This is a genomic window from Streptomyces sp. NPDC102258 (genome assembly GCF_055584685.1).
On record NZ_JBVJLO010000028.1, the window covers coordinates 33,956 to 60,250 of the forward strand.

The following is a 26,295-nucleotide window of genomic DNA, read 5'->3' on the forward strand; positions in this document are numbered from 1 at the left end:
CACACCCGTGCACATGCGCCGGTGCGTGCCGCGTCAGGAAAGTCCCGACCACACCGCGGTACGGCGCTTGGTGAAGTAGTCCGCGTCCTTGGGCCGCGCCGGATCGTGGCTGGAGGGCCGCGGAGCCGGTTCCAGGTGGGGTATGTACTTCGAGCAGTGGATGTACGCCTCCTGGACCGTGACGTGGACCCACAGCTGGGGGCCCCGCCCCGGCGCGACGTCGGTGGGCAGGCCGGGATGGAAACGGCGCAGCTCCGCGTCGTCGTAGAGCCGGGCGACGCCGTTGACGTGCAGACCCACATGGTGGTGGGTGAAGTCCACGAAGAGCATGCCCAGGTGCGGGTTCTCGCTCATGTTGCCGGCGCTGGCGAGGACACCGTTCCCGCGGAACTCGGGGTAGACGAGCGTCCGGTAGTCGATGACGTGGACGAAGCCCGGGGGACCGGCGCGGAAACTGGCGTCGCACTCGCCGTGTGAGTCGGCGGTCGCCAGGAACACCATGCTCTGACTGCCGATGAACTCTCTCATCTCGTCCGTCAGGTGGGAACGCACCTGCTGGTCGTAGAAGCGGGCGGCGCGCTCGGCCGTACCCAGATGCTGCTGCAACCGGTGCTCACCGGCCGAACCGGACGACGGTGGGGGGAAGATCACGTGGGCTGCTCCTGGGGAAATGAACGGGGATCCGGTTCAGCGGGCGGACAGGACAGGGGTCTCGAACGGGTCGTGATGGATGCGGTCGGGCAACGTACCGTGGCGGGTCAGCGTTTCGCTGGCGGATGCGACCATTGCCGCCGGTCCGCTGAGGAACGCGTCGTGCTGGTACCAGGGCCCGTACTCGGCCAGCACCTGCGGCAGTGATCCCCGCAGGCCGGGGATGTGCTCGTGGGAGACCGCGCCCCGAAGGGTCAGCCAGTGGTGCCGCTGGACCATCCGGAGCATGTCGTCCACCCCGTACAGTTCGTCGCCGGTGCGGGCGCCGAGGAACAGGTCCACCTGGTGGCGTCCCCCGCGACGGGCGACCTCCTCGATGAGGGCGCGGATCGGGGCGAGCCCCGTACCGCCGGCGACGCAGAGCAGGTCCTTGTGCACGGCCGCGTCCAGGACCATGTCGCCCATCGGGGGGCCCAGCCGCAGGACGTCACCCACCGCGGCCCGGTGGACCAGCGCTTCGCTGACCGAGCCGCCGGGCACCGCGCGGACGTGGAAGGTGAGCGTGCCGTCGGCGCGGGGCGCGTTGGCGGGGGAGTAGTAGCGCCACAGCTTCGGCCACCACGGCGTCTCCATGCTCACGTACTGCCCGGCCTGGTACGCGTAGGGCAGGTGGGGACGCACGGTGACCTCGGCGATGCCGTGGCCGCGCGGGAGGTGGTGCACCACGGTGGCGGGCCAGACGGCGGGCCGCACCGCCGCATCCTCCTCGGCGGCCGCGATCATGACCTGGGAGACCACGCCGTACGCCTTCGTCCACGCGTCGGCGATGTCCTGCGTCCAGGCCGGGCCCGCGTAGCGGGCGAGAGAAGCCAGGAGGCACTCGCCGACCGCCGGGAAGTGCGCGGCGAGAGTGCCGAACTTACGGTGGTCGCGGCCGAGGTGCCCGCAGAAGCGGACCAGGTTCGCGGGGTCGTCGACCACGTCCACGATGTGCAGGAGCGCGCGCAGGAGGCGACCGCGCTGGACGTCCATCCCCGGCGGGAACATCGGACGCACTTGCGGATAGCGGGCGAACAGGATGGCGTAGAAGTAGACCGTCATCTCTTCGGCCACGGGGGCGACCGCCGCTGCCGAAGCCTTGATCAGGTGTATCTCGTACTCCGACAAAGGCGCTTCGACGGCCGGGGGCCGCGACCCGGCGGGGGCGGACAGGTCTGCCGGTTCCTCCGTGGGCTGGTGGGCGGGCGGATTGTCGGGACGGCCGATCCGGAACCTCAAGAGACCAGCGCTCCCCCGCTCGTTGTCCGGACGGATCTCCATATCGGGGCGAACGAGAGAGTGTCGTGTCGGGAGAGCATGAGTCCTCATCGGGTAGGGGCGCCTGGCCATAGAAGCGGATGAAATGCTTCCGGACCGCCCATGATCCTCAAACACGTTGCCGATTTGGGGAAGGGGCGTATCCGCTAGAAGTCGCTGCCAGATCTTGTCGTATTGCCTGGGGCGGTTATGAGGTATGGGCGAGCACTCCGGGGAAGCCGCCGCGCTCAGCGGACGTCCGCCCGGGGTTCGGGGTGCTCGGCCACGATCTCCGGCTCCAAACCCTGCGCGGGCGTGGAAACCTCAGACCGTGAAGGGGCTGCTTTCGGCTCCACGTTGGCAACGGGGCCACGAGGCCGCTGGCCGTCCGCTCAACCTTGTCCTTGCGTCTACCGTGTCTGGCGGCGCTGTGAGGTGTTCGGCGGCTGGGCAACGACTCGATCGTGGCGGGAGTCCCAGCCGGTGCAGTGTTCGCGTACCTGGCCGTCCGTGCCGCGCACGGTAATCTGCCATGACGGCCAGCTCTCGCGCGCGCCGCGGTCGATGGCGAGGACCTCGTACTCGCTGTCCGCGTATCCGTGGTCGTAGCGGCCTCCGAGCCGGCGCGGGCCGACTCTCAGGGCGACGAACTCCCCCCCACGTCATCTCGAAGCCTTCGTCACGATCTCCGAGGAGCTCGCCGGGGATATTGTTCTCACACTCCTGGCACTGGCTCCGGGCATCGGAGTTCACGGTGCCGCAGCAGGCACATGTCCAGGAGGGGCGCTGGCAGTCGTGGCAGGCGTCGTAGAGCGGGGGATTGTCAGCGCCGCACGGGCAGCCCCATGCGCTACGGGTGCGCTTGGCAGCGGCAAGGTCGGTCTCGTAGGTCACTGCTGGCCCCGGTACAGGTGGGTGATCAGGGTGTCGAGCATCCGGTAAGGCGAGGATGTCGAAGCTGTCCCCCACCACCGCCGGGCAGCGCCTCATGGTGTCCGGGTGGTCCGCGGTGCCGGGTCACCCGTCGAAATGCAAGGTGTGCGCGGGGCACAGGTACGCGAGCCAGGCCGCGCCCGGGCCGGAGTCCTGCTCCGGCCCTCCGCGGCGAAGGAGCCACCGTCGTCGATCGTCCAGGAGCTCTCCGTCCACCGTGACCTCGGCGGGCCGCGTCTGGTGGTGGAGTGCCCGGCCCAGGCGACCGTGCTCCGCGCGGGTCAGACCTCGATGTAGGCGATGACGACCACGGTGCGCAGCGCCGTGACCCAGTACAGGAGCCGGACGCGCTCTGTGTCGTCGGTGTACTGACGCAGCTGGGGGCTGGCGGTGTCGCCGGGGAGTCCCTCGCCGACGTCGGGGTCGACGGAGACGACGACCAGGGCGCGGTCCAGGGCGTGCACCTCCGCCTCACTGGTGATGTTCTCCAGCTGCTTCGCTGCGGAGTCGGAGAAGGCTATCCGGGCGCGGCGCGGGCTGCGCTGCGGAGCCATCAGGCGACGGCCGGACGCTGGGCTGCAAGCCGGGCCAGGTGGGCCTCGCGCAACTCCTCCCACGGCGTGCAGTCCTCCACCGACGGCAGGCCGTTGGCGGCGATGTCCTCCAGCACGGCGGCGAACTGGTCGGCGTTCTCGCGGGTCCGAGCCGCGTACGCGCGGACCGCGTCGGCGGCCGCGGGCTCCAGCTGCTGCCGGGTGGTGTCGGCGGGGGCCGGCTGTTCGCTCATCCAGGGCTCCAGGGCGTGTAACTGGCGGTTCTCACCAGGCTATCGCCGGGCGGAAGGGCTCGGGACTACTCCGGCCGAACCCAGCACTATGATCACTGTCGGTACAGACCCCCGGCGCCCGGGAGGCCGTGTCACGGCCGCCCCCGGAGGCCACCTGAAAGGCCCTTTGGGCTCACCAAAACGGACATAGGTCACGAGAGCAGCGGCGCGAGTACTCCCGTGGTGTCGTAGCGGTGTTGAAGCGCCCGGAGTCGAGTCAGGTTGCCGCCGTAGGCCGCCCGTGTCTCGCTCTCGGTCTCTGGGAGGCCCGGCCGCAGTTCGACGTTGTAGAGCCCGACGGTGTGCGCGGCCAGTACCCGCAACATGTCGCGGGCCCACGTCCTGCAGCTCTCGTCGGCGGTGGTCTCCTCCCACATCACGTTCAGCGGGATGCTCCACTGGGCGGTCCTGCCCCAGAACGCGGTGGCGGTGTCGTCGACATCGGCCAGTGCTCCGCCGGTGTGCTGGAAGTCGATGCGGCAAGCTCGCGTGGGAGCGGAGCGGATCCGCTCCGCGAGGGGTCGAGATAGAGGCCGACGACATTACGGACCTTGTCAATGAACAGCGGATCCCTGGACAGCTTGAAGTCTGCGAGCGGTGCGCGGCCAGGGCGAACGCCCGTCAGAGCTTTGAGGTGGCCGACTGCCTGTGAACCGCCGCTCCCCGCCCCCGCCGGAAATCCGGCCGGCCCCCGCCTCCGCACCAGGTGCGGGCCGTCCTTCGTCCAGGCGGGTGAATTGCGGCTGGATGTGATGGAGCGCTCCTTCTGGCGGCCCCCGCCCACTGGAGCACTTCAGTCGAACCGGAGCACCGGGGTCAGCCCTGATCTTGGGCGTAGCGGGCCGCATGCCAGGTGGAGTCGATGGCGGGATTGGCCAGGGTCCCCCAGAAGCGATCATCAGGTATCGATGGCAGCGGCGGACTGCCCAGGTCCGCGTGCAGATCCGTACGCCAGTCGACAGTGAGGTGGCCGCGGATGCTCACGCTCTCGCACACGGACCTGTAGGGCGAGCCCCAGATCCCGTGCACCATCTTCTCTGCGGCCCACCTGCGAGGAGAGTCCCGGTGGGCGTTCGCCTGCACGATTACCGTGCGCAGTCGCAGGGCCAGCGGGTTGGTCTGTTCCGGACGTGGTGGGGCTTCGCCCCGGTCCAGCGCGTCCAGGGCCGACCTGACCTCTGGGTACTTGTTCAGGCCCGTTTCCACGGCCACTCTGCGGAGCTGCGTCCGCGCGGCCTTGGCCACTTGCTCACGAGGCAGGACCGCGAGCAGCGCACCGAGTTCCTGAAGCCCGTAGAGGAGGCCGACATGAAGGACATCGGTGGGGCTGCAGGACAGGCCCAGCTCCGGCAACTGCTCGTCCGGTCGGGGAAGGGGATCGTCGGCGCTGCCCCAGTCCGGTCCGGGAGGACCGGCCCATTGCCAGAGCAGCCGGCCGTTGAACGTGATGGCACCCCCGTCCCGGCCGCTTTCAAGTTGGTCGGCCAGCTCTGCCAGATACGCGCCGAGCGAGTCGGCCCGCCCGAAGTCGGTACCGGTCTCATCGAAGAAGCGTCCGATCGCACCGTAGGAGTCCTGCCCCCGGCGGCAGTCGATCGTGAGGCCGTCGGCCGTCGCCCCGTAGGAACCGAACTTCAGGTAGGCGTCGATCCAGTAGTGCTCGGCCTCTTCCTCGTCCAGGTCCTCGGCGATGCTGCGCATGAACCTGGTGTCCCCGACGATCTCGCTCACCGAGAGCAGCCGGTCGTACGTGCTGAACCGGAAGGCTTCCGCGCCGTCCAGAGCCCCGTTGTGCCGGAGCAGTGACGCGACCAGATCGGGAGGGAAGGTGACGCCCAGTTCTTCCTGTGCTGTTGCTAGCTCCTCATGTCCCGCGGGCGGCCCGAGCGTGGCGAAGGTGCAAGGCGCGTTCTTGCGCAGCCACTCGTCGATGCGGTCCCATGCATCGTGGACCAGGTCTTTTCTCATGAGCTGAGCCTAGAGAAAGACACTGACAGCTTGATCGCCACCCGTCGGTCACGGTAGCGGGGCGAACCGTCAATCCCGTTCGGTTGGGGCAACTGCGATGCTCGGCCTCCGGGCGGGGAACGTGATGGGTTCAGGTTGCGGTGGCGGGCCGCATCACAGCAACGCAGCGATGCCCTCCCGGTTCTCTGGCAACCCTGCCGCGCGGAACCACAACCAGTTGCCGCGGATGCTGCCCGCCGCCTCGTCCGTGTCCACGAACGCCCACAGCAGGGCGCGTTGGGCGGAGGTGAGCGGGGGGCCGGGTCGTAGCCACCGGGAAAGGCTCTGAACAGGATCGGCCCGCGTTCGTTGTCGACGACGGACCGGTTGCTGGCGGCCACCATGGCGATGGCCACCGGTGCCACTTCCTCGAACGATGCGGCCAGGTCAAGGGCGGATCTCAGCACGGTGAACCGGAACCATCCGGTGACCCCGTACAGCGGCTCGGGGAACCATCCGTCTGTCGCGCGGGGGTCCCTCAGCGCGTCGAGGAGCACGGCGAGAGCGCGTGGCCGATCGACTCGGACGGGACCGAGCGCGGCGCAGACCCGCACGGCCGGGTCGGTGTCGGTGAGCAGGTCGCAGGTGTCCATCCCCCAAAGACTCAGCGCCCGCGCCACGGCGGCTCGCTCCCGCCGGCCCGTCATGGCGCCCAGCCGGGCCCGCAGCAGCGCGGCGGCGCGCGGTATCCGGTCGGCAAGGACCGGGGCGGACAGGAGCGGCACCGCGGCGCCGAGTGCGGCCTCGCAGACGTGGGGGTCGGGAGAGGAAAGGAACGGCTCGACGGCGTCGTACAGGGCGGGGCGGATGTCGCGGCACGCTTGCAGTGCGGCGGATTCGTCGGAGTCGCGCTCGTCTCGCGTGTCCTCGTGCCAGGGTTGCCATTCCCAGTGGGCTCGGTCCCGCGTCGGATCCTCCCCGTAGGCGGCTGACTCAGCCACCTGAGCCAGCCAGCCGAGCAGCGCGGCCCGCAAGCTGCGTGGTGGACCGTCGTCCCAGGGGAAGTGCCCCTCGTGCTCGGCGAGGCTCATGGGATGGTCGAGGATCGCGGCGACGAACAGCGCCGCCGGCGCTGTGACCGTGTACAGCGAGCCCTGATGCAGCACGCCCATGTCCAACGCGGCCAACGCCTCGGACCGCACCTCGGGATCTTCGTCCACGAGGGAACACAGGGAGACTGGTATGTCCTCGCCGGAACCATAGGCGTGCCGGTGGGAAGCCCAGTCCGTCGCCCACAGCAGTTCGCGAGCCACTGTGGGCAACCCGCTCAAGACCCGCGTCATGCGGGCGCTCTCGCCATCCGTCATGCACGCACCTTGCCAGCACCCACTGACAGCACCCTCTTCCACCCGCGTGTCAGCCGCCATTCAGACCCCAATCGCCAAGGTCTAGCGACTCGACGGCTTCCCCCGTGATCCGTGTGACGGTCTCAGCCCAGCGGCGGGCATGGGCGGCGAGCGCCAAGGACTCCACCATCCGTCCGTACTGGCATGCAGGGGCGTCCAGTGGTCGGCGTCGATCCCGAACGCCCCGTCGGAGCCGATCATGAATCCGTAGGCCATGGACACCCGGCAGCCCCCGGCATCGAACGACCAGCCCGCTTCGGCCGACTCTTGGGGGCAGGCGGCCTTCAGGGTGCGCGGGCCACCCTCGTAGAACGGCGCCGGGGGGGGAGGGCGAGACCGCCCCAGCGGTCCTGGAAGGCGGCAGCCCGGTCGGCTTCCGCGGCGGGGATCCCGTCCGCGATCCACACCTCGCGGTGTCGCCGGAGGTCCTGCGGGGGGACGCGGATGCCGTGTGCCTCGACGAAGCTCCGGGCTCTGCGGCTGAGACCGGCGGGGCTGGCCGGGGCAGGCGATACCGGATGACCGGCCGTCACCACTGCTCGCCACCCGCACCGGCGTGGAGTACGACCGCCGCAATCTCCCGCACGCGGTCCAGTGTGATTCCCGTGCGCTGTTCGACGGCAAGAGGATGATCGGTGGGCTCAAGCTCGACGAAGGGGCGCTCACCGACCGGGCGGGTGTGCACGTACGTCTTCAGATTGAGAGTGGTCGGGTAGACCGGCAGGTCGGTGGTGAGCCAGCCGAAGTACGGCTTCTCAGCCTCGCGGCCGGGGGCGTCCCAGAGGTCCGCAGCTCTGGAGAAGCTCGCGCGGCTCAGCGAGACCCAGACGCCCCAGGAGAACACCTCGTCACTATCTAGGACCGGTATTTCAACCATGCCCTTGACGAAGTAGTGCTGTCCGCGGACCACGCACTGGTCCGCGGACAGCAGGCAGTCATCAGCGTTGGCGAAAGCCGGATCCCACACGGCTGGAGCCTCGGCCGTGTAGTTCGTTGGCAGTTCAGGGTGGTGGGCCCCGCAGCACGAGCAGGTGAAACCGAAATCGCCGGTCATGGTGGTGGAGCCTAGTGAAGGCTTCCGGGATCATCGCGGGCGGTCCCGCTCTAGTACTCCAACGGTCTTTGGCCTGAGTGTTGGGCAGTTTCGGGTGGTGTGTGGCCGCGTTTTTTGTAGTGGCTGAAGCGGGCTTGGAACTGTCGTTGTCGGCGCCAGTGTGACCAGTGCAGGACGTGGCTGGTGGAGGCGGGGCGGCGGTGTGTGAGGCGGGAGATCAGGCGCCGGATTTCGGGGAGGGTGAGGCAGGCGCGGGCGGCCATGGCGAGGGTGATGTGGCGGTGCCAGCCGGGATAGCGGCGGACCTGGTAGTCCTGGTGAGGGTAGAGCGCATGGATGCCGACGAGGGCGATCAGCAGCTTCAGGGCGGCGTTGGTCTCGGCGGCTGCGGTCAGGGTTCCTGCGGGGACGCCCACGGACGGCTGGTCGGTGGGCGTCCGGAGGCGTCGGTCAGGGCTGCTGCATGGCCTTGAGATCCCCCGGGCTCAGCTCGTTCGAGCCTCGCTCGGCCGCGCCGCTCTGGGTCCAGGCGAGGATGGCGGGTGGGCTTCCTCGTACGAAGCGCGCCCCCGTGCTGTCGAGGGAGGGGTCGTCGTCTCACCCCACCGGCACAGGTGCTCCGTTGGTTCCCTATCCTGCCGCACTCGACCTCCCTCACGCCCTGGTCGAGTGGGTCACCATGCTCATCGTCACCCGCGAGGGTGACCACCGCTGCAAGCACCCGCCGCATCAGCCTGCGCTTGTCGCTCTGGTCTGCCTGCGCCGCCACGACACCTCGCCCCGATCGTGGCCGGGTTGGGGATATTCGTCGGTACCGTCCACGCGTACGTCCCCAGTGGGGCCGGCCTGCTCGCCGAACGAGCCCCTGGCCTGCTCAAGACGCTGCGCGAGCATGATCCGGACTTCGTCCTGCTGGGCGGGACCCTCGCCGAGTGCGACCGCGTCGACGGCCTTTCCCACCAACGGTCGCTGGAGCCGGTGGTCGAGTGGAACAGACGGCGGCCGAGAGCGGCGGCCGCTGCGCCGCCCTGGCCACCCTCGTCATCGGCGCGCCCGCCACCTCCAGAGGCTGCTCACCCGCATGCCGAACACCGAGGCGGACGTGGCCGCGACCGACACCGCCCGGCCCGGCGACCGGCCGAGGCTGCCTTGAGTTCGGCAGCGAGGTCCCGCGGTCCCGGGGGAGCATCACTCCGTCGCCGGTAGTTCAAGTACCGTGCCGGTCTCCGGTTCCACGGGGAAGCTCGCGGAGTAGCCGTATCGCTCGCACAGCTCCGGATCGGCCCATCGGGCGGTGCGCTGCGTGTGGTAGTTGAACCACAGCGTCGGGCCGTCCGGTGCGGTCAGCACGACGCGGGCGAGTGCCTCGTCATCGGGATGGTGGTAGGTGTCGCCGTTGGTGGACACGAGGTAGTGCCGGGCGGGGGCGGCTTCGAGCAGTGTCCGGGTCACGTTCCGCCGGCTGCCATGGTGCGGAAGTTTGAAGGCGTCCACGTCCAGGGTCCGCAGGCCGCGGTGGGCGGCCACCCCTTTCAGCCCGTCCCCGAGCACGGTGCCGAACGCGTCCGCCCCGAGCACGGCGCGGGCGCCACGGTGTTCGATCAGCAGCGCGATGCTGCTCCCGTTCGGAGCTGTCGTGTCGTCGGCGGTCTGCTGGGCGGCAACGGCGGCCAGATCGCCGAGGGGCTCCGGGATGTCGGGCCTTACGTCACTCAGCCAGCCGCGCCGGGCCTGGTCGATGGTTTCGGACCACGCGCGCTCCAGGATGGCCAGGCGCTCGTAGGTCGGCGAGAGCACGGTGATCTGCGGCCCGTCCTGGACCGGCACCTCGATGAACCCGAACTCGTCCCCGGTGTCGATGGGACCGCCGCCGAATGCCCGGTTCCACGGCAGTACGGGACCGACGGATTCCCCGAGCAGCGCCGCCACCAGGCTCTGCCCCTCGGCGACGCTGCGCTGCTCCACGCGGCCCTCTGAGGGCAGGTGCGGAGGGCCGTTGAACCAGTAGTCACCGACGTCTTGGGCGTACTCGCTCCGCAGGAACGCGAGCATGCCGCCTATGTGGTCACTGTCGATGTGGGTCACCACGGCGACATCGAGGTGCCGCTCGTCGGGTTCGAACCGGCTCAGCCTCTTTTCGAGCCGGGGCCAGGTGCCCGGAGGGCCGCCGTCGACGAGCATGCGCCAAGGCGGCCCGCTCCCCCGCGCGCACTCCACGAGCAAACAGTCGCCCAATCGCGCGGGCAGTACCTCGATGCGGATGGCTGTGTCCATGGGATCGTCTCCCTCCAGCCGGGCGCACCATTAAATCTACGCTTGTCAGCAGGGCGCCGCAGCCCGGCGAGGTGGGACCTGCCCGGCCCTGAGGCCGCCCGTTCCCAAGCCGTGGCGACCGGGCCCGGCCCCCAACACCGGCTTCCGCCGTCAGCGACGCGTCTCATGGCCCAGCAGGTGGTGATGCTGCGCAAGGCCTACCGTGCCTGCCCGTTCGTAGGAGCGCAGGGGCGAGGCCACAGTCGCATGCGGAACACCGTGGAGCCAGGCGACGCGGCCCGCGTGGCCCCGGATGAGCCGTGGCCGACTGCTCACCGCCGGCCTCGACGCGTGCGCTGCGGACCGGCTCGCCGTCCGGATGACCTGTATCAGTGCGGCCGAGTCGCCCCGTCCCAGCGCGAGGTGGGCCACAGGGCAAGGCGGGTGAACATTCGACGATTCAGTGTCCCTCCGGGGCATGGTCGGGGGATAACGGCGAGGAAGACAGGCAGTCGTCAGGGCTGCCCCACGCGCGACGAGGGTGGGAAATGACGGTCACCGGCGCCCGGACTCTGGAGAGCCCGCAACTGCCCGATGGCCGCTTCGGGCCCGAGGATCAGGCCGTGTACACGGCAAAGCGCAAGGCTCCGACCGACACCGGCTGATCTGGCCGACGTCCTCGACGGCCCGCACCATGCCTGTTCCATCGACACGCCCACAGCCCGGCCGTGCCGCTCTCCCACCGGAATCCAGAGGATGACCCATGCCGCTCAAGGGATACGGTGTCCTGGCCGCCCGCGCCGTCGACCGGCGCCGGGAGGGATCCAGTGATACCCCGCACTACCAGATCCACCTCACCGACAACGCCGGCACCCACTACCGGGCCGCTGTCAACGTGGAGTCACAGCAGGCGCCCTCCGAGCTGCTGTACCTGGCCGACGACGATTTCCGCCACCCCGTGACCGAGCTGCTCCCGGCGGCCGGCAGCGGATGGACGACCCTGGCGTCACAAGCGGGCAAGGCCGCCGTGGACTTCATCCGCGGTAACCTGTTCGACCCCGCCGCGATGCGACTGATCCCGCCCGATGTCGAGGGCGCCGACAATGACCTGGCCGACCTGCTCGACCACTACGTGCAGCGTGCCATCGCCGACCCCACGGCCGCCCTCTACGTCTTCGGGCAACGGTTCGGCCCCGAGGCGAACATCGCCGACAAGGTGTTCGGCTTCCGGCCAGGCAACGGCGTACACGACATCCACATGAATCAGGGCAACAGCGGCCGCTTCCGCACCGACAACGGCGTCTGGCAGGACGGCGCCTTGTTCGTGCACCTACCCGCCGAAAACCGCTGGGTGGCGATCTTCCTGGCCTTCCAGTCCCAGGCCTGGCACACCGACGACAAGACCGGCCACCCCCTCGACAGCGCACCACCCCGCTCCCGCGACCGCGACGAACCCCTGCGGATCATGGCCGCACTGGTCAACCCCTCAGGACCCGCATCCGAAGCCGTCACCGTACTGAACGCCTCCCCGGCGCCGGTCAATCTCCAAGGATGGCAGCTCACCGACCGCAACCAGCAAACCCTCCCGCTCCCCGCCAAGACGCTCCAGCCCGGCACCACCCTCACCGTCCCGAGTGACAACGGATTCCACCTCGGCGACCAGGGCGGCACGATCAGCCTCCTCAACCCGGACGGCATCAAGGTCCACGGCGTCGCCTACACCGCGCGACAAGCCGAGAGCGAGGGACGGACCATCACCTTCTGAACACCATCAGCATCCAAGCTCGACAGCACCCTCCCCGGCCGGCCGCAGCGACCTGATTGGCAGGCGAGGAAGGTCTTCGCACGGCCGTGCCCGGAATCCCATTCGGTTCGGTTGTGCCGTCGCCGGTGGCCAAAGCCCCAGCCACCGGCGACGCCACCCCACCCGGGGCGCCCCGCCTCCGCCCTTCTGGCCACCGACCCCGCCGGTGCCGGGGAACAGCTGGGCGCACCGCCTTGATCAGCCAGTGGCGTTCTCACCAGAGGTAGTGGCTTGCCAGGTCGACCATCACGGAACCCGAACGGGCCTGGAGAAACAGCCTCTGTCCGGCGTCAGGAGAACTCCCGCCCCAGGAAGTCCAGCATCGGCTCCGCCGCGGCGCTCCAGTAGGACCAGCCGTGGATGCCCGGCCGAAGGACTGCCTCGGTGTTCACTCCGCCGGCCGCGAAGGCGGTGCGCAGGTCTCCGTGCAGCAGGAACAGGACCGGGATCCCGCCGTCCTGCCCGCCTCGCCGGGGTACGGAGCTCACCCCGGGGGGCAGGTAGAGGCTGTACGGGACGTCCCGGCCGAGCAGCCGGCTACGCAGGGTCAGGTCGGTGCGCAACGAGCCGGTCCCGGAGGCGGATGCTGCGGGCTGGGTGGAGGACGGCGCCGGTCCCGGCGCCCTGGGGCGGCCCCGTGGCAGTAAGGCCACGGCTACGGCCGCGAGTGATCCGCCGGTCCCGGCCGCGAGCAGGGAGCGGCGCGCGGGAAATTTGACCATGGTTCCCTCACCGTCGGCACCGTATGTCCATCCCGCCGTCCTCGACGTGCCCGGCGGTCCGAACGCGGCGAAACCCACGCCCGCGCCGGGTGTGCGGAAGGCGATGCTCGTAGCCGCTACCAGGCGAGGGAGCTGCGGGGCTTCCTACCGCGCGCGGCCGGGCGTTCACGGACGGGACACATGACACGCCCGGCACCCGCATCGGGGCAAGCAGCCACGCCGACCCATCCGCCGAGCTCATCACCCAGGGGGCTCCCGGCTACGGACGTCGGCGCAACCAGGTCACCCCGCGGACGTCCGTGGAATTCACCGCGTTGAGGGCCGGCGGGCCCGCATTCCGGGCACGATCCGCCGTAGCCCGCTTCGGCCGACCTGTGGTGAATCCCCCGCGCCCAGGGCTCGCCAAGCAAGGGCGTTCCGATGTCGTCTGTCAGGACGCACTGTCCCCGGCCTTGGTGCCGATGTGGTGCCCGAGCTCCCGGTAGGCGTCGAACTGGGCATGGTCGAACCACTGGTCGAAGGTGGCCTGGCGGGGAAAGGCCTTCTCCCTGAGGGCGTAACTGAGCAGCTCGTACGGCATGTCGGGGGTCAGACTGGCCTTCACGAAGATGATCGTCCCCTTTGTGTCGGCCGGTGTGCCGGGCGAGAACTCGACCGGCTCGGGATACTCGATCGTGCCGCGCACCACGCTGGTGGCGGAGAACCGGGCGTTCAGCGCGGCCATCGGCGTCTCGGGCGGGAGGGGCTCGGCGCTGCCGGGTACCAGGTCCAGCAGGTTCTGCCCCTCGTCCTTGAAGGTGATCTTCACTCCGAGGTCTTCGTAGGCGAGCGTGACCGCCTGCGCGAGGGTGGTGGCCAGCGGCGGCGTGTCCCCTGAGGAGTCGATGACGTAGATCGTCCGGCAGCGGAGCCGGAGCGTTTCGACCAGACCGAGATTGTCGAAGTGCCCGCCGTCCGTGCACAGCAGCAAGGGAGTGGTGTCCGAGTACCAGCCCACCAGTTCCTGGAGTTGGTACCGCAGCCGCCGTACCCGTGGCAGCCGCGGCATGAGCCGGCAGGGCCCGTACTTCGCCAGTTCAGCGAGATAGAGCGGGTTGGGGATCCAGGTGCCCAGCCGCACGTTGGACAGGGCGAGCAACCGCTCCATGAACATCGTCTGAGTGCCCATCGCGGAGGCGAAGGCCGCTCCTGACACGGCGACGGCGGACTGCACGGTCAGGTCACGTCCGATCAGCGCGGGGGCCGTGTTCTGCAGGGTGTCGGTGCGGACCCAGCCCGTGTCGGGGCCACCGCAGTAGTCGGAGGCGAAGGTGAAGGGCACGGCGGGGCGCCCGGGGGCGGTGCGGTTGCGCAGCGAGATGGCAGCCGTGGCGGCGAAGATGACCTGGGGGAAGCCCTGCACCCGCTGCGCGTAGGGGTCCAGCGGAGTCGGCTCGTGGTTGTAGTCGTACGGCAGGGCGCCCACCGAGCCGTCCTTCAACACCGCGCGCCGGACGGCGAAGGCACCTGCCAGGCGTTGTCGGTAGAAGGGGTGCAGGCTGAAGGTGGTCTGGTCGATCACGAACGACAGCACGATCAGGGCGAGCGGGATTCCGGCCTTCCACCAGGTGTCCCAACTATCGGCGTAAACGGCGGACCAGGACATGAGGGCGAGGTAGAAAAACGCGACCAGGAGCAGCACCAGCCAGCACACCAGCATTTTCACCCAGCCGGCGCCGACCTGAACCACGAGGGACGGACCACCCTTGCCGAACAGGCCCGGCTTCTCCCCGTCCGGCTTCAGCTCCTTCACCGTCTTGTGGACGACGGTGAACCAGGTGCCGACCGCAGTCGCCGCCGCCGTGAGCGCGGCGAGCAGCGACAGCCCCCTTCCGTCGTTGTACACCACCCCCTGCTCGTGCGCGAGCCAGGCGAAGAACCAGATCACCGCCGGAAGGACGATGGAGATGACGGCGACCGCCAAGGCCATTGCCACGATCGTGTTCACGATGCCGCGCAGCCAGGCGGGGCGGGACTTCATGTCCCGCGCCCCTACGAAGGCGGCTCCCACGGACAGCAGACCTGCCAGGCCGAACAGGGCGAGAACGGGGTGCCAGGCGTGCGGATACAACTCGAAGGACGGCAGGAATACCTCTGGGGGCCCGGGACACTTCGAGACGTCCGGTACCTCACACGCCGGTGATGCCTTCGCCTGCGGCATGAAGCGGTGCAGGTCGGTCAGCGGAAGGTGCGAGTAGAACACGTTCAGGAACTGTCCTGCCACGGCGAAGACCAGCGCCAGCATGCCGAAGGAAACGGCCAACCCCCGCAGCACTGCCCCCGCGGCGCGCATCCTCTCCTTGGGCGTGTCAGCCAGGTACTTGGCGTGGCGGCGGATGTGGTCCTCCTCCGGGCTGCCCGGCGCGAACGCGTCGGCGGGTGTCGCAAGGCCTGGCCGCACCGAAGGGTTCCCGTGCGCGTCGTTGAGCCGGGCATCGGTCAGGGCCAGCTGGAGGGCTCCGGCTGTGTAACCGCCTCCGGACACCGACACCAGATAGTCCGCCTCGAGCAGTTGCCCGCGTAGCGCCTGCAGCGCGCCCAGGGTGATCGAGGCCGACCGGATACCGCCGCCGGAAACGCAGAAGCCGAGCTCCGCAGGCTTTCGACCTGGCGGTTGGTACGCACGCGTGCGCCAACGGGTGACCGTGTTGTCGTCGGGGTCCTGACACTGGGCCTGGTGTGGTTGTGCCGGGTCGGGGGCGGTCCACTCGGGCAGGGGATCCCAGTCGTGGGGCGCCGCGGGCGGAAGGATCACGTCGGGGTGGCTCCGCCGGTCTTCCGTCTCGCCGACGGGCCGATTGGTGTGGGCGACGACGGGACGGGGATGGTCCTCCCCCGCGGTCTCCAAGGAGGAGGGGTCCTGCACACGACGGCAGTAGAGGGTGACGACGATCAGCGCGGCCGCTGCCACCAGCGGGATGACGAGCGCCCACTTCACTTGGGCGAAGTAGGTCGCCCACTGCAGGTCCCGCTCCAGATCACGCTCCGCGGCCGGCCGCAAGACGCCGACCCAGGGCGGTACAGGACCGTCCGGGGCGGCCTTGATCCGGTCCAGGGCCTTCCAGAGGAAGATGTTCTCCACGCAGTCCGCCGCCAGCGCGACAGGGGTGACGATGAGCGCGCGTCGGGCCCACAGGCGGGTGGACTTCCGGTAAAGGAGCAGGTGTCCAAGTCCGAAGGCCCCTGCGAGGGCCGCTCCGTATCCGGGAACGAACCAGCGCCAGTCCAGCACGAGGCCGTCCTGGAAGAGCGTGGACCCGCCTCCGTCCTTCACGATGGCGCGGGCCGTATCTGCAGTCGCCGCGAACTGCAACAGCAGTTCGCCGTCCGCCGAAGGCCTGGCCCGGAACGGCGGATCGGCCCCGTACCAGAGGATCATGAAGAGACCGGCGGCAAGCCCGAACAGACACAACCCCACCGCCCAGCCCGGAACGTTTCGCAGCTTCATCGGCGTCTGAGCACTCGGCATGCAGGCAAAGTAGTGACCTGAACGCGATTCGTATCGATGCGCGCCCTACACGAGGCAGCGCAGGACCCACTCAGCGCACCGCCTGACCTCACGCCCACCGATCCCGTCACGCCACCCGCGCGGTCCCGTCCGGCGGGGGCGCACCCGCGCCCTCCGGGGATCGCGGTCGGACAGCACCACACCTGGCCGCCGCCCCGTTCTACGAGCGTGAGACACCGTTAAGCCTCTCTCCCCCCGCCGGGCGGCCTGTGCCCGGCCGGCCCTTCTCGCGAACTTCGGTGCCGGCGGGGTGGACTGAGCGAGAAATAAAAGATACCGATCAAATGCGGTTTACCAGGGCCTTCACCACCTAAATGGAGCACATCCTGCCCGGCATCGCGAAGCGTTACTGGACTATGACAATTGCTAACCACTCCGCGTGGTTACACATGCAAAAGCTGATGTGCAACGCGTCAGCCGCAGGGACACGGCTGGCTCTTCCGGCCGCCCCCGTAGCTCCGATACCCCCCTCCGTCGGCGGGCGCCACCCGCTTCGCCGGTCCCCGCGGAAGAGGTCGGCATCACCGAACCACGAGTGAGGTCTCCCGTTGAGCCCGGGAGTGCTCACTCGTCGAGATCGCGTGCCTGAAACAAGCCGAGATCGGCAGGCGGACGTGTGTGCTACCGCCAAGGCCTGACGGCCGCAGGAAGGCCGACCGGATCTGTGGGCCGGCCGTTCAGACCGCAAAGGAAGACTGATGTCTCATCTCCAAGTGACCCGGCGAACCGCAAGCTACATCCTTGCCCTTCTCTGCGCCGTAGTCCTGTACCAGGCAGCACTGACCGATCCCAGCGCCCATGCGGCCATCCGCGCCTTCAAGCCCCGTGTCAAATGGGATGCGATCGCCCAATGCGAGTCAGGTGGCAATTGGCATGCCAACACTGGCAATGGCCACTACGGTGGCCTGCAGTTCACCCAATCGAGCTGGAAAGCCGCCGGTGGCCGGAAATACGCCCCCCGGGCCGACCTGGCCACGAAGGAGGAGCAGATCACCACTGCCAAGAGGTTGGCTGCCATGCAGGGCATGGGGGCTTGGAGCTGCGCCCGGCGGTAGAAGGCACCAAGGCAACCTCGGCCACGAGCACGATGTCACGGGCACGTCGGCTTGACGCCATGTCTCCGGACCAGGCAGCGGAATTCGTCGACGTCGTGACGTCGGCCGGCGTACGGACGACGGCCCTGCGGCGGGCCGTGCCCGAAGCCCCAGGATCAGCTGGGCCGTCAGCAGGGGCACGAGCGTGTGACCTCGGGCCGAAGGGCGGGGTCTCATGCGGGGGACCGGAGCGTCTTCCACGGGGTAAAGGCGTTGTCCACGGCCCGCATGGATGCGCGCAGTTCCGGAAAATGGCGCAGCATCACGCTGGTCATACCGTTGTTCTCGATCCAGTCCAGGCCGGTCTGCGTGTACACCTGTGGTGTGTAGTCCCTGGTCAGAAATCGGTCGCTGTTGAGCCGACGGGAGGCCATCAGGACGAATATCCGAAAGGCCGTGTCGCTGAAGGCGAAGCCTTTTGGGCGGGGCTCTGCATACATGCCCACCATCAGGTCAACGCGTTCGATGTCATCGTCGTAGATCCGGCGCATCTCCTCGGCCCAGACCGGGTTGTCCGTCAGGGCGGCGAAATCGGCGGCGGGCTCCAGGTGGAGCCGGCGCCGGAACTCGTTGTACCTGGGCACGCCCATCTCGCGAATACGCAGCACGTCGACGGCCGCCAGGTCCATGAGCTTGCCGTCCGGGCGCTGGAACTCCTGCAGGAACTTGGGGTAGTTGTGCAGGGTCACCAGGCCGGGGTGCGAGGTGCCGAAGGAGTAGAACAGGTCCGGCAGCCCGTGTTCGACGAACACCTCGTACGCGCTCCGGCCGGTCAGTTGCCGGAAATCCGTCTCCTGGAGCAACGAGTCGTCCACGGCCGAGCGGAAGCTCCAGTCATCGGGCACCAGGGGGTGCATCCGGTAGACCGCCACGAACTCCTCGGTGAGAGCGTACGGGACGCCGAAGTGATCGGTTTTGCCGCCTACGATGCCGCTGAACAGCTCGCTACCACTGATCCGGCCGAGCAGCCGTTGCGCCCGTTCGCCCAGCAGGCCGTACCAGTTGGCGCGGAGCGCGGCCACCGTCGTCGGGTGGCTGATGACGGCGGGAGTCCACTCCACGGTGTGGATCTTGGCAATGAGCGCGGCGTTGATCAGGCGCGCCCGCTGGAAGAGCTGTTCGTCCGACCAGGCGGGGAACTCCCCGCGCAGCCGGTCGCAGATGGCGTTGTGCTCCAGGATGAACACGTGTTGCATCATCAGCAGGCCCAGCCAGAAGCCGGGGGTGTTCGCGGGATCCAGCTCCGGGGCATCGGGGAACAGCCTGCCGTCGCGGGAAACGTTGAGTTTGCCGTGCACGCCCGAGCGCAGTCGCCGTTGGGTCGCGAGGTCGATCCCGTAGAGCTGGGAGGCGTCCCACCAGTGCGAGTTCTCGTTGATGTGCGTCGGGGGCAGGCCGTCGCCGCCGTCGCCGCGGGTGGTGTCGGGGAGGGTACGGGGCACGAGCATCGGTGGCGTCGGCCAGGGGTCGTCGCCCTCCAGTTCAATCCGCCAGGGGTCGTCGATGGCACCCTGTCCGTGGCTGACCCAGTCGCGGATCATGAACTGCAGCCATGCGGCGACCAGTGCGTTGACGGACGTGGCCGGAATGAACTCGTCCCGGGTGAGGAGCGTACGGCTGACCTGGCGCGGGCTCGGAGTGAGGATCTGCGGCTCCGGCTCGGGAAAGGTCACATCCGGCGGGACGTTGCGGCCGAACCGGGAGCGCGCCATGCCCATGCGCGGGTTGTCGAGGTCGTTGTAGGAGCCGTCGGCGGTGCGCTCGGTGAGGTGCCGTGCGGCCGGCGACTCGATGTCGGGCACCCCCTGCGCGGGGTAACCGCTGGTGTCGTGGAGGTTCTTGCGGCGCAGGTTGTCGCGCAGTCCCATGAGGGTCAGCAGGCCGAGCGGCGTGGGCAGACCCTGCCAGCCGACCTTGCGGTCGACGGCGAGCGCCAGATGGTCGTGCAGGCGCACGAACGGCGAGCAGGCGCCACTGCCGTCGGCGTGAACCGACGGGTTCGCGCGGAAACGGGCATGGAAAGGGCCTTTTCGCATCGTGGACGTTCCTTTCGGCAGCCAACTCGGTCGAAGGGGTCAGTTCGGACCCCGCCGCGGCCACTGGGCCACCAATGTGAGGGCGACGTTCACCGTAGAGATCGCTGTGGCGGCCGCCGCCACGCGGGGCCGAAGCGTGCCGCACCGGCCGGCCGCGGCGGCCGACAGCGCGTCGCTGGTATGGATGACCGTGCCGACGCGCATGGCCCGGGCGATCCGGCCCGGGTCCTGGAGGAACAACAGTTCGGCGCCGATGAATACTGTTCGCACACCGAACATGCGCAGGACGTAGGCGAGGGCCGGCTGTGTCTCGCCCGCCCCCAGCCGACGGGCCACCACCTGTGGGGCCAGTAGCGCCGCCGCACCGTTCACCAGCCGGATTCCGGCGAGGCTGTATCGCGCGAAGGAGCGCGCGTCCATGGCCATACCCTTCCAAAGGGACAGTACGGGAAAGAGACAACGTGGAAACTACCGGACTATATACGACAATAGTGGACATCGCGCCCGCCCGCGCGTCATGCGGCTGTCGTGCCGGGATCCGTGTGCGGGGTGCCGTTCATCGCTTGCCTGAGGTGTGATAGGCGCAGGTAGACGGCGCGGCGGGCGCGGTTCTGGTTACCGAGTGGGCGGTGCTCGGGCAGGGCGTGCCAAGGGTTGAAGGTCAGCCGATCGGCGAGGGCGAACTGCTCCGCGTCGGCGAACTCCTGTTGCGGCAGCCGCAGTGTGGCCACGGGCACGAAGGGCGACAAGCGCTCGGGCCACACCACGGAGGCGTTCTCGATCGGCATCCGGTGGGGGTCCGTCTGCAGTTGGACGAGGAAGTCGAGGACGACATCACGCTCGCGCAGGGTAACGGCCAGAGCGTGGCGCAGGTAGTCGTCGTGCGGGTGCCACGGGGCCCGGCTTCGCGCCCCGTCGCGTGGGGCGATGGCGTACTGCATGGCCTGGCCTTCACCGAGCAGGTACGGAACGCAGCTCCAATAGCGCGCCTCCAGTGGGCTGGAGTGGGTTCTGGCGTACAGGCCCTGCATGACCATGTCGCACAGGTGTGGATGGCGGGGGCCGATGAAGTACAGGACGGGTGTGCCCGCGTAGACGTGCTGTTGCAGCTTGAGGTTCTGGGTGATGTCCGGCGTGGTGAACGTCGGCGTGCTGATGCCCGTGAAGTCCTGGGTGCCCCGCTCGTCGTCGAGCAGTGTCGCGCCTTCGACGCCCAGCAGTTTGACAGCGATGCTGAGCACTCCGTTGTCCTGGATGTCGGGTGGTGCGAGGGGGCCCGGACCGGCGAAGCGGACCCAGGCCCGGTAAGTCGCCGGGCGGCTGAACACTCCGTGGCGCAACCGCTCGGGGAGCCCGCCCGGCACGGTGAACTCCCCGTGGACGACGCCGTAGGTCTTGGTGTTTCCGGCTCGCTGGGCGGTACCCGGGGCGTACTCGCGCATGATGAACCGGGCCATCTGGTGTGCGATCGCCTCGGTGGTCGCCGCTTCGTCGGGCAGTGCCCTCTCCTCGGCGATGCCCAGGTGCTCGTCGGGGCGGCGAACGTTGACGCACCACTGCACCAGGGTCTGAGCCGGTCCGCGGAGGATCCGGTCCACTGTCGGGCGGATGTAGGGGTCGATGCGCCGCTCAAGCCGAACGCAGGCCAGGACGGCATTGTTGAGCCGTTGTCGCGCGTTCACCGATGTCCGCCCGATCGCGCGTCCTCGCACAGGTAGCGCAGCGCCTGGAGTCCGGGCAGGAAGAAGTAGGCGCCGCCCTGGACTGAGACGAACTGTGGCAGGTCGCGGTAGCGGGTGCGAACGGGCCTCGCCTGGACGGTGAAGGTCACATCGTGGTTCTGGCGGCCCGCGACGACCGGGTCCGGGCCGTCATACAGCCCATTGAAGTGGGCGTTGTTCAGCCAGGTGTGCTGGATGAACTCGAACTGGCGGGAGATGTTCGCTCCCAGACACAGGAAGTGCAAACCTCTGTCCCCGTCACCGTTGTCATCGCCGTACGCACGGCCGCGGCGCAGGATCCGGTGGCGTCGGCCGATCGCGACCGACTGGGCCGATCCGGGCTGGGGGTCCAGCGAATCGCGCGGGTTGGCGCGGCGGACGTGGGCGCCGAGGGGGCAGATCAGGCCATCCGGATCGGTGGCGAAGTAACCGAAGTCGTTGTCCGAGCCGAGGCTCGGGTCGTCCCGCAGCGGCGCATGTACCAGTGGCGCGCCGCTGGGCCAGCGGCCCATCATGCGTGCCGCAAGTGCTTCGTGGGCTTCGGGATCGGCGGCGCCGTCGGGGTGTCGCGTCGCCTCTTCGAGGTACCGGTGGAAGCCCGCGACATCCTGACGGAGCTGCCGGAACACCAGATAGCTTCCGTTGCGTCCGAAATCGGCGGCGCCGCCGTCCGGCGCGCGGGGCAGCAAGCCGAAGGTGTCACATGCGGCAGGCAGCAGCGGCCGGTCGGTGAGCAGTCCGTATTCGTTGGCGTAGCCGAGGACGAACTCCCCGGCCTTGACCGCGCCGTCGCCGGCAGCGGCCTTGGACAGTCCCTCGACCAGCGGCTGGGAGATGCCGTCGTGGAAGCCGAACGGCTCGCGATCGGTCAGCAGGGACGTGCCCAGACGGACGACCTCGGTGAGCCCGCCTTCGGCGAGGGCGTCTTGGCGCACATGCGACTCCAGCCGGTCCAGGCACCCTTCGTCCCGCGCGTACAACAGTGCGAGGACGTCCACAGGCGGGGATTGCGGGCCACCCCAGCGCCAGCGGCTCGGCGCGTCCTCCCCCACGTCACCCAGCAGGCGGGAGCGGTTGGGGTCGGTCATGCCCGATACGAACTCCTGCGAAAACCCCGCAAGTTCGTTCACATCCACTCCGAGGCGGCGCAGGCCGTCCGAGGTGAAGGCCAGGTTCAGGGCCGACTCCGGTGGCTCCGCACTGCCGTTCGTCGCCAGCAGGGCCAGTCGTCCCAGCGCTGAGCGTGCGGCAACCGGGTCGTTCACTGTGAACAGCAGGAAGCAGGCCGCCGTCAGGGCGCTATAGCCGCGTGCGACAAGGCCCTGGATGTCGTCCAGTTCCAGGCGCGCAGCTGCTGCCATCACCGTCACACCCCTTCTCTAGAACAAGGCGAGCCAGGCCCGGATTTCGGCCGGGCGGAGTTCTCCGAAGAGACCCGCGCGGATGCGGGCGTTGGTGTCGAGGTTGCGGGTGGTCAGCGCGTCGTACGCGGAATACCACACCTGCGTCGGCAACTGGCGGCAGCGCAGGTAGTGCTTGAAGGCGAGTTCATCCTCGGCACCATCCAGCACGAGCCACCTCGTGCGCGGATAGCCGTGGCCGTTGCTGAAGACGGCGTTGAGGCCCCAGGCGACCTTGTCGATGAAGTCGTCCATGTAGCTTTCCAGGCTGCCGTCGTAGTTGCTCGCGAAGATCACTCGCCGTTTGTCGTCGATGAACAGCCAGCGGGCGAAGTGGATGGTCTTGACTCCGGCGAGGCTGCCCCGGTTGAAGAAGTGGCGCACGCCGTAGTCGACGGCGAACAGCACCCCGGTCAGCGTGGCCCGCCGGAACCGGCCGCACTTGACCAGGCCCACCGCCGTGAACGGGTTCTGCGTGGCGAAGTCCTCGCAGGCCGCCAACCTGGCCACGTGGTCAGGGGAGGGCCGCTCCCGGCTGGGCACATCGTGCCACTCGCGCCAGCGCAGCACCACGACCCAGACCGGCAGGCCGATCAGGACGACGGGCAGCAGTGCGATCGCGGCCAGCGGAACCCCCACGAGGTGCACCGCCTCCCGCATCCTCCACCGCAGCGTGGGCGGCTCGGGACCCGAGCGCGCCCACGCCAGGTCCGGGCGACCGGTGACGTACCGCTGGATGGCGGCCCGTACCTCCGCCGGATCCGCGGTGCCCGGCTCGGGGCTGCGCTGGTCGAGGAACTCCTGGATCGCCTCGCGCAGCCGGTCCTCCTGCTGCATCCGGCGCAGACCCCGGCCGACGGTGTTGACATAGAAGGCCGAGCTGGGCACGGCATGTGCCCATAGCCAAGCGACCCGCGTGGCATCCGGCTCTCCGGCCGGCGGATAGCCCTGGCAGTGCCCGAACACCTTTCCCAGTCCGCTGCCGGCCTTGCCGACGAGGTCGGCGAGGTGCGCGTCCATCGGCGCGTCCACCTCGCCCATGTAGACGATCCTCGCCGGCATCGTCTGGCCGGCGTGGTCTTTCCCCTCGGGAACGAGGACCAGCCGCGCGAAGTGGACGCCCGCCAGCTCGGCGAACGGGATGAACTCGCCCCCGGTCCCCCGACGATTGGCCTCGGCCAACACCTCTTCCACCTCAGTCACCCGCTCCGGAGGTACCGTGGCTCCGACGGTGACCGCGATCTGCTGCGACGCGCGGCGGGCCGAAGCCGATGCCGACGAACAGGGGTAAGCGAGGGCGAAGTTGAGGACCTTACGCCGCCCCCAGTAGACGATGCCGAGATAGACGCCGGGCTTGATCTCCCGGATCTCGTCGCGGATCCAGTGCGCGAGGAGCGACGTCCGGGAATAGTCCAGTACGGTGCACTCCCCCTCATCGAGCCGGCTCGCGCCCCGGTAGACCTTCGCCCGTATCGCGCGCACTCCGAGCGGCGTGACCCTGTTGCGCAGTTCACCCCGTTCGGCGTCGAAGACCTTGCCTTTCCACGCAACGAGCCGTGCCAACCGCGCCGCCACCTTCGACACCACCGCCCCGCGCCCCACAAGAACCGTGCCGCGCGCATCGCCGACGGGTATCTCCCCGGCACGGCTCATACGGAACAGATCGTCGAGAGCGGGGCGGGAGAGGGTCATCAGCTGTTCGACATCCGCCCCCGTGTCATGGCTCATCACACACCTCCGTGGGCCACACCACCAGCGTATTTCAGCTCGCGCATCCCGGCATTTCGGCGGCGGCGGGAGGCGCCGCAAGGTCACGGAGACAGCCGATCGCGGCTCCGATCGTCCCGATCGGAGCCCACCCGCCGCCGTCACGGTCATGACTCGACGAAGCCTCGTTCGCCCGGTCCCCCGGAGGCGGATAAGGCGGTTTGGTCGAAGACCAACCGACTCAGCCTGTGGCCGCGTCCGGGAGACCGTTGGCCGAAGCGTCCTGGCAGTCCACGGCCGGGGCCGCGGCCCTGGCGGCGGCCGTCAGCGGGGTGGTGGGGTACGCGCGTCGTCGACGGAGCCGCCACATGCTGACCCGTGTGTCCATCCGGCCGCTGGGCCAGTGTCGCCCCACCGTCCAGGGCTGATCGGCCGGGCCTGCGGTCGACGTCCGCCTTCATCGGCGGGGTACATCTCACCGGTCAGGCCGCCCTGGAGCGCCCAAGTCCGCCGTCGGGTCGTTTTGTGGGGCAGCGATCCGCAGTTCGGGACCCGGGGCCCTGCGTCCTCTGCTCCCACCATAGGTACGAGGACAAAGCGAGCCGGCCCGATTGCACGGACCGACGGGCGTCAGGAACGGACCTTGCGTGGAGTGACGGGCAGGCGGAGACGGAACGCGCGGGTTATCTCCCCATGACAGCGGCATGGGTGAGCGTTGGCCGAAGCCGGGCAATCAACCCTGTAGCGGCATCGGTGAGAGGTGGCGGGTCGTGTCCGCGCGCCCCTCCGACGTGACCACCGTCGATAACCCGCGGGCACCCCGGAGCGATAGGATGGCGTCCTCAGGCCCACAGGGTCCAGCCGCAGGAGTACCGTTCGACCGGTCGTCCGCGTGAGTGCTGGACACACCCACTCGTCGTGCCGGAAACGGGCAGTCACCCTCGCCGATAGAGGAGCTGGCGTCATGCGCAACGTAGTGATCCGGGCAACGACCATCGCTGCCGCAGCCGTTCTGGCAACCACTGGCGCCTCGGTCTGCGCCACCCAAGCATCGGCCATGGCAAATACCCCCACCTGCCACGTGGCCGACCTGAGCCTTACCGTCGGTGAGCCGGATGGCGCCGCCGGGTCTCTCCACTACCCAATCCTGTTCACCAACACCTCAACCCACAGGTGTACGCTGCGCGGATACCCCGGCGTCAGCGTCGTGGACGTCCGGCATCATCAGATCGGCACCTCGGCGATCCGCACCGGCGAGCCGGTAAACACGGTGACCGTCTCCCCGGGCGATACCGTGACCGCCGTCTTCCGCACCAACAGCCAGGCCGTGGTGCCCAACTGTCGGCCGATGTCGACCTATGTCAACGTCTACCCGCCGAACAGCTTCCAGGCCGTGCAAATCCCATACCACCTGCGGCTGTGCGGGGCCTTTGAGGTCAGCTCGGTGCAAGCTCCGGAATGACCGCTGACCAGGTCAGGGCGTCACTGCTGACCGACAGCGTCTAATCCACGGCTCAAACCTGCCGCTTGTCCGCAGGAGGCGCCCCCGGAGCGCGCCCAAGAGCATCCCGCGCCGGGGTGCGATCGACGTGGCGAAGGGTGAGTCTGGAGTTGATGTATTGATGCCGCTCGTCCTTGAGGGAGTTCCCATGCGTACACGAATTCTCGGATTCATCAGCGCCCTCGTACTGGCTACTCTCGCGGCCACCGTTCCCGTTGCGCAGGCCGCCGTACCAACTGCCGCCGGCCCGGCGTGCGTAGCGGGCGGGGGAAAGGTGGTGTACGACTCCGGCACCGGACTGTGGACCTGCGTAGGCGGCAAGTACGACGGCGAACCCGTCACGAGCTGAACGCCGGCCGCACGCGCTTCCCACAACGGCCCGTTCCGGTTGCGGATG

General features: G+C 69.0%; 22 protein-coding genes and 2 pseudogenes. 6 read left to right on the forward strand and 18 right to left on the reverse strand.

The window, feature by feature from the left end:
- Positions 1-33 precede the first annotated feature (33 nt).
- Both ACZ6ZT_RS32145 and ACZ6ZT_RS32150 read right to left on the reverse strand, forming a co-directional pair.
- A complete protein-coding gene (locus tag ACZ6ZT_RS32145) occupies positions 34-651 on the reverse strand; it encodes a pyridoxamine 5'-phosphate oxidase family protein (RefSeq protein ID WP_469723783.1) in 618 nt (205 codons plus the stop codon).
- A 36-nt stretch (positions 652-687) separates the two neighbouring features.
- Positions 688-1,929 (reverse strand): globin domain-containing protein, encoded by a 1,242-nt coding sequence (locus tag ACZ6ZT_RS32150; RefSeq protein ID WP_469723784.1) that lies wholly within the window; start codon positions 1,927-1,929, stop codon positions 688-690.
- 1,056 nt (positions 1,930-2,985) lie between these two features.
- Here ACZ6ZT_RS32150 and ACZ6ZT_RS32155 point away from each other — a divergent pair.
- Positions 2,986-3,177 (forward strand): hypothetical protein, encoded by a 192-nt coding sequence (locus ACZ6ZT_RS32155; RefSeq protein WP_469723785.1) that lies wholly within the window; start codon positions 2,986-2,988, stop codon positions 3,175-3,177.
- Here the strand turns inward: ACZ6ZT_RS32155 and ACZ6ZT_RS32160 are convergent.
- The 8 genes and pseudogenes from ACZ6ZT_RS32160 to ACZ6ZT_RS32195 all read right to left on the reverse strand — a co-directional run bounded on the left by ACZ6ZT_RS32160 (position 3,162) and on the right by ACZ6ZT_RS32195 (position 8,529).
- Positions 3,162-3,434 (reverse strand): hypothetical protein, encoded by a 273-nt coding sequence (locus ACZ6ZT_RS32160; protein ID WP_469723787.1) that lies wholly within the window; start codon positions 3,432-3,434, stop codon positions 3,162-3,164. The two genes, ACZ6ZT_RS32155 and ACZ6ZT_RS32160, sit on opposite strands and share 16 nt — an antisense overlap.
- Positions 3,434-3,667 (reverse strand): hypothetical protein, encoded by a 234-nt coding sequence (locus ACZ6ZT_RS32165; RefSeq protein ID WP_469723789.1) that lies wholly within the window; start codon positions 3,665-3,667, stop codon positions 3,434-3,436. Before ACZ6ZT_RS32165 ends, ACZ6ZT_RS32160 begins: the two co-directional genes overlap by 1 nt.
- A 191-nt stretch (positions 3,668-3,858) precedes the next feature.
- On the reverse strand, positions 3,859-4,083 hold the full coding sequence (locus tag ACZ6ZT_RS32170; RefSeq protein ID WP_469723791.1) for a hypothetical protein: 225 nt from the start codon (positions 4,081-4,083) through the stop codon (positions 3,859-3,861).
- Between the two features lie 439 nt (positions 4,084-4,522).
- On the reverse strand, positions 4,523-5,674 hold the full coding sequence (locus ACZ6ZT_RS32175; RefSeq protein WP_469723792.1) for an SMI1/KNR4 family protein: 1,152 nt from the start codon (positions 5,672-5,674) through the stop codon (positions 4,523-4,525).
- Positions 5,671-7,020, reverse strand: coding sequence for a hypothetical protein (locus ACZ6ZT_RS32180; protein WP_469723793.1), 1,350 nt, complete (start codon positions 7,018-7,020; stop codon positions 5,671-5,673). The genes ACZ6ZT_RS32175 and ACZ6ZT_RS32180 overlap by 4 nt, the downstream gene beginning before the upstream one ends.
- A gap of 73 nt (positions 7,021-7,093) precedes the next feature.
- Positions 7,094-7,592 (reverse strand): annotated as a pseudogene (locus ACZ6ZT_RS32185) (hypothetical protein); the annotation flags it as partial.
- On the reverse strand, positions 7,589-8,113 hold the full coding sequence (locus ACZ6ZT_RS32190) for a DUF2199 domain-containing protein (protein ID WP_469723795.1): 525 nt from the start codon (positions 8,111-8,113) through the stop codon (positions 7,589-7,591). The pseudogene ACZ6ZT_RS32185 and the gene ACZ6ZT_RS32190, both read right to left, overlap by 4 nt.
- Before the next feature lie 50 nt (positions 8,114-8,163).
- Positions 8,164-8,529 (reverse strand): hypothetical protein, encoded by a 366-nt coding sequence (locus ACZ6ZT_RS32195; RefSeq protein WP_469723829.1) that lies wholly within the window; start codon positions 8,527-8,529, stop codon positions 8,164-8,166.
- Positions 8,530-8,735: 206 nt separating this feature from the next.
- Between ACZ6ZT_RS32195 and ACZ6ZT_RS32200 the strand changes: the two are divergent.
- Positions 8,736-9,058: pseudogene (locus ACZ6ZT_RS32200) on the forward strand (IS5/IS1182 family transposase); the annotation flags it as partial.
- 243 nt (positions 9,059-9,301) lie between these two features.
- Here the strand turns inward: ACZ6ZT_RS32200 and ACZ6ZT_RS32205 are convergent.
- Positions 9,302-10,387, reverse strand: a complete 1,086-nt coding sequence (locus ACZ6ZT_RS32205) for a ComEC/Rec2 family competence protein (protein ID WP_469723796.1) — start codon at positions 10,385-10,387, stop codon at positions 9,302-9,304.
- Positions 10,388-11,129: 742 nt separating this feature from the next.
- Here ACZ6ZT_RS32205 and ACZ6ZT_RS32210 point away from each other — a divergent pair.
- Positions 11,130-12,131 carry a DUF2278 family protein gene (locus tag ACZ6ZT_RS32210; protein WP_469723797.1) on the forward strand — a complete coding sequence of 334 codons (1,002 nt, stop codon included), beginning with the start codon at positions 11,130-11,132 and terminating at the stop codon, positions 12,129-12,131.
- Positions 12,132-12,460: 329 nt separating this feature from the next.
- On the opposite strand, the gene ACZ6ZT_RS32215 is transcribed toward ACZ6ZT_RS32210, so the two are convergent.
- Together ACZ6ZT_RS32215 and ACZ6ZT_RS32220 are read right to left on the reverse strand one after the other, a co-directional pair.
- On the reverse strand, positions 12,461-12,733 hold the full coding sequence (locus ACZ6ZT_RS32215) for a hypothetical protein (protein WP_469723799.1): 273 nt from the start codon (positions 12,731-12,733) through the stop codon (positions 12,461-12,463).
- A 589-nt stretch (positions 12,734-13,322) separates the two neighbouring features.
- Entirely contained in the window at positions 13,323-16,400 is a 3,078-nt protein-coding gene (locus ACZ6ZT_RS32220; protein ID WP_469723801.1) for a hypothetical protein, read from the reverse strand.
- Between the two features lie 752 nt (positions 16,401-17,152).
- On the opposite strand from ACZ6ZT_RS32220, the gene ACZ6ZT_RS32225 reads away from it, so the two are divergent.
- Entirely contained in the window at positions 17,153-17,494 is a 342-nt protein-coding gene (locus ACZ6ZT_RS32225; protein WP_469723802.1) for a transglycosylase family protein, read from the forward strand.
- A 212-nt stretch (positions 17,495-17,706) separates the two neighbouring features.
- Here ACZ6ZT_RS32225 and ACZ6ZT_RS32230 read toward each other — a convergent pair whose 3' ends face one another.
- From ACZ6ZT_RS32230 to ACZ6ZT_RS32250, 5 genes are all read right to left on the reverse strand, one after another.
- Entirely contained in the window at positions 17,707-19,569 is a 1,863-nt protein-coding gene (locus tag ACZ6ZT_RS32230; protein ID WP_469723804.1) for a peroxidase family protein, read from the reverse strand.
- A 39-nt stretch (positions 19,570-19,608) separates the two neighbouring features.
- A complete protein-coding gene (locus ACZ6ZT_RS32235; RefSeq protein ID WP_469723805.1) occupies positions 19,609-19,989 on the reverse strand; it encodes a hypothetical protein in 381 nt (126 codons plus the stop codon).
- A gap of 95 nt (positions 19,990-20,084) precedes the next feature.
- The gene (locus tag ACZ6ZT_RS32240; protein WP_469723807.1) at positions 20,085-21,251 is read right to left on the reverse strand and encodes a catalase family protein; all 1,167 of its coding nucleotides are present in this window, start codon (positions 21,249-21,251) and stop codon (positions 20,085-20,087) included.
- Complete coding sequence (locus tag ACZ6ZT_RS32245; protein ID WP_469723825.1) at positions 21,248-22,651, reverse strand: Dyp-type peroxidase; 1,404 nt, start codon at positions 22,649-22,651, stop codon at positions 21,248-21,250. Before ACZ6ZT_RS32245 ends, ACZ6ZT_RS32240 begins: the two co-directional genes overlap by 4 nt.
- 18 nt (positions 22,652-22,669) lie before the next feature.
- Positions 22,670-24,418, reverse strand: coding sequence for a hypothetical protein (locus ACZ6ZT_RS32250; protein ID WP_469723809.1), 1,749 nt, complete (start codon positions 24,416-24,418; stop codon positions 22,670-22,672).
- A gap of 943 nt (positions 24,419-25,361) precedes the next feature.
- Between ACZ6ZT_RS32250 and ACZ6ZT_RS32255 the strand changes: the two genes are divergently transcribed.
- Positions 25,362-25,859, forward strand: a complete 498-nt coding sequence (locus ACZ6ZT_RS32255; protein ID WP_469723810.1) for a DUF4232 domain-containing protein — start codon at positions 25,362-25,364, stop codon at positions 25,857-25,859.
- A 187-nt stretch (positions 25,860-26,046) separates the two neighbouring features.
- The gene (locus tag ACZ6ZT_RS32260) at positions 26,047-26,247 is read left to right on the forward strand and encodes a hypothetical protein (RefSeq protein ID WP_469723811.1); all 201 of its coding nucleotides are present in this window, start codon (positions 26,047-26,049) and stop codon (positions 26,245-26,247) included.
- Positions 26,248-26,295 lie beyond the last annotated feature (48 nt).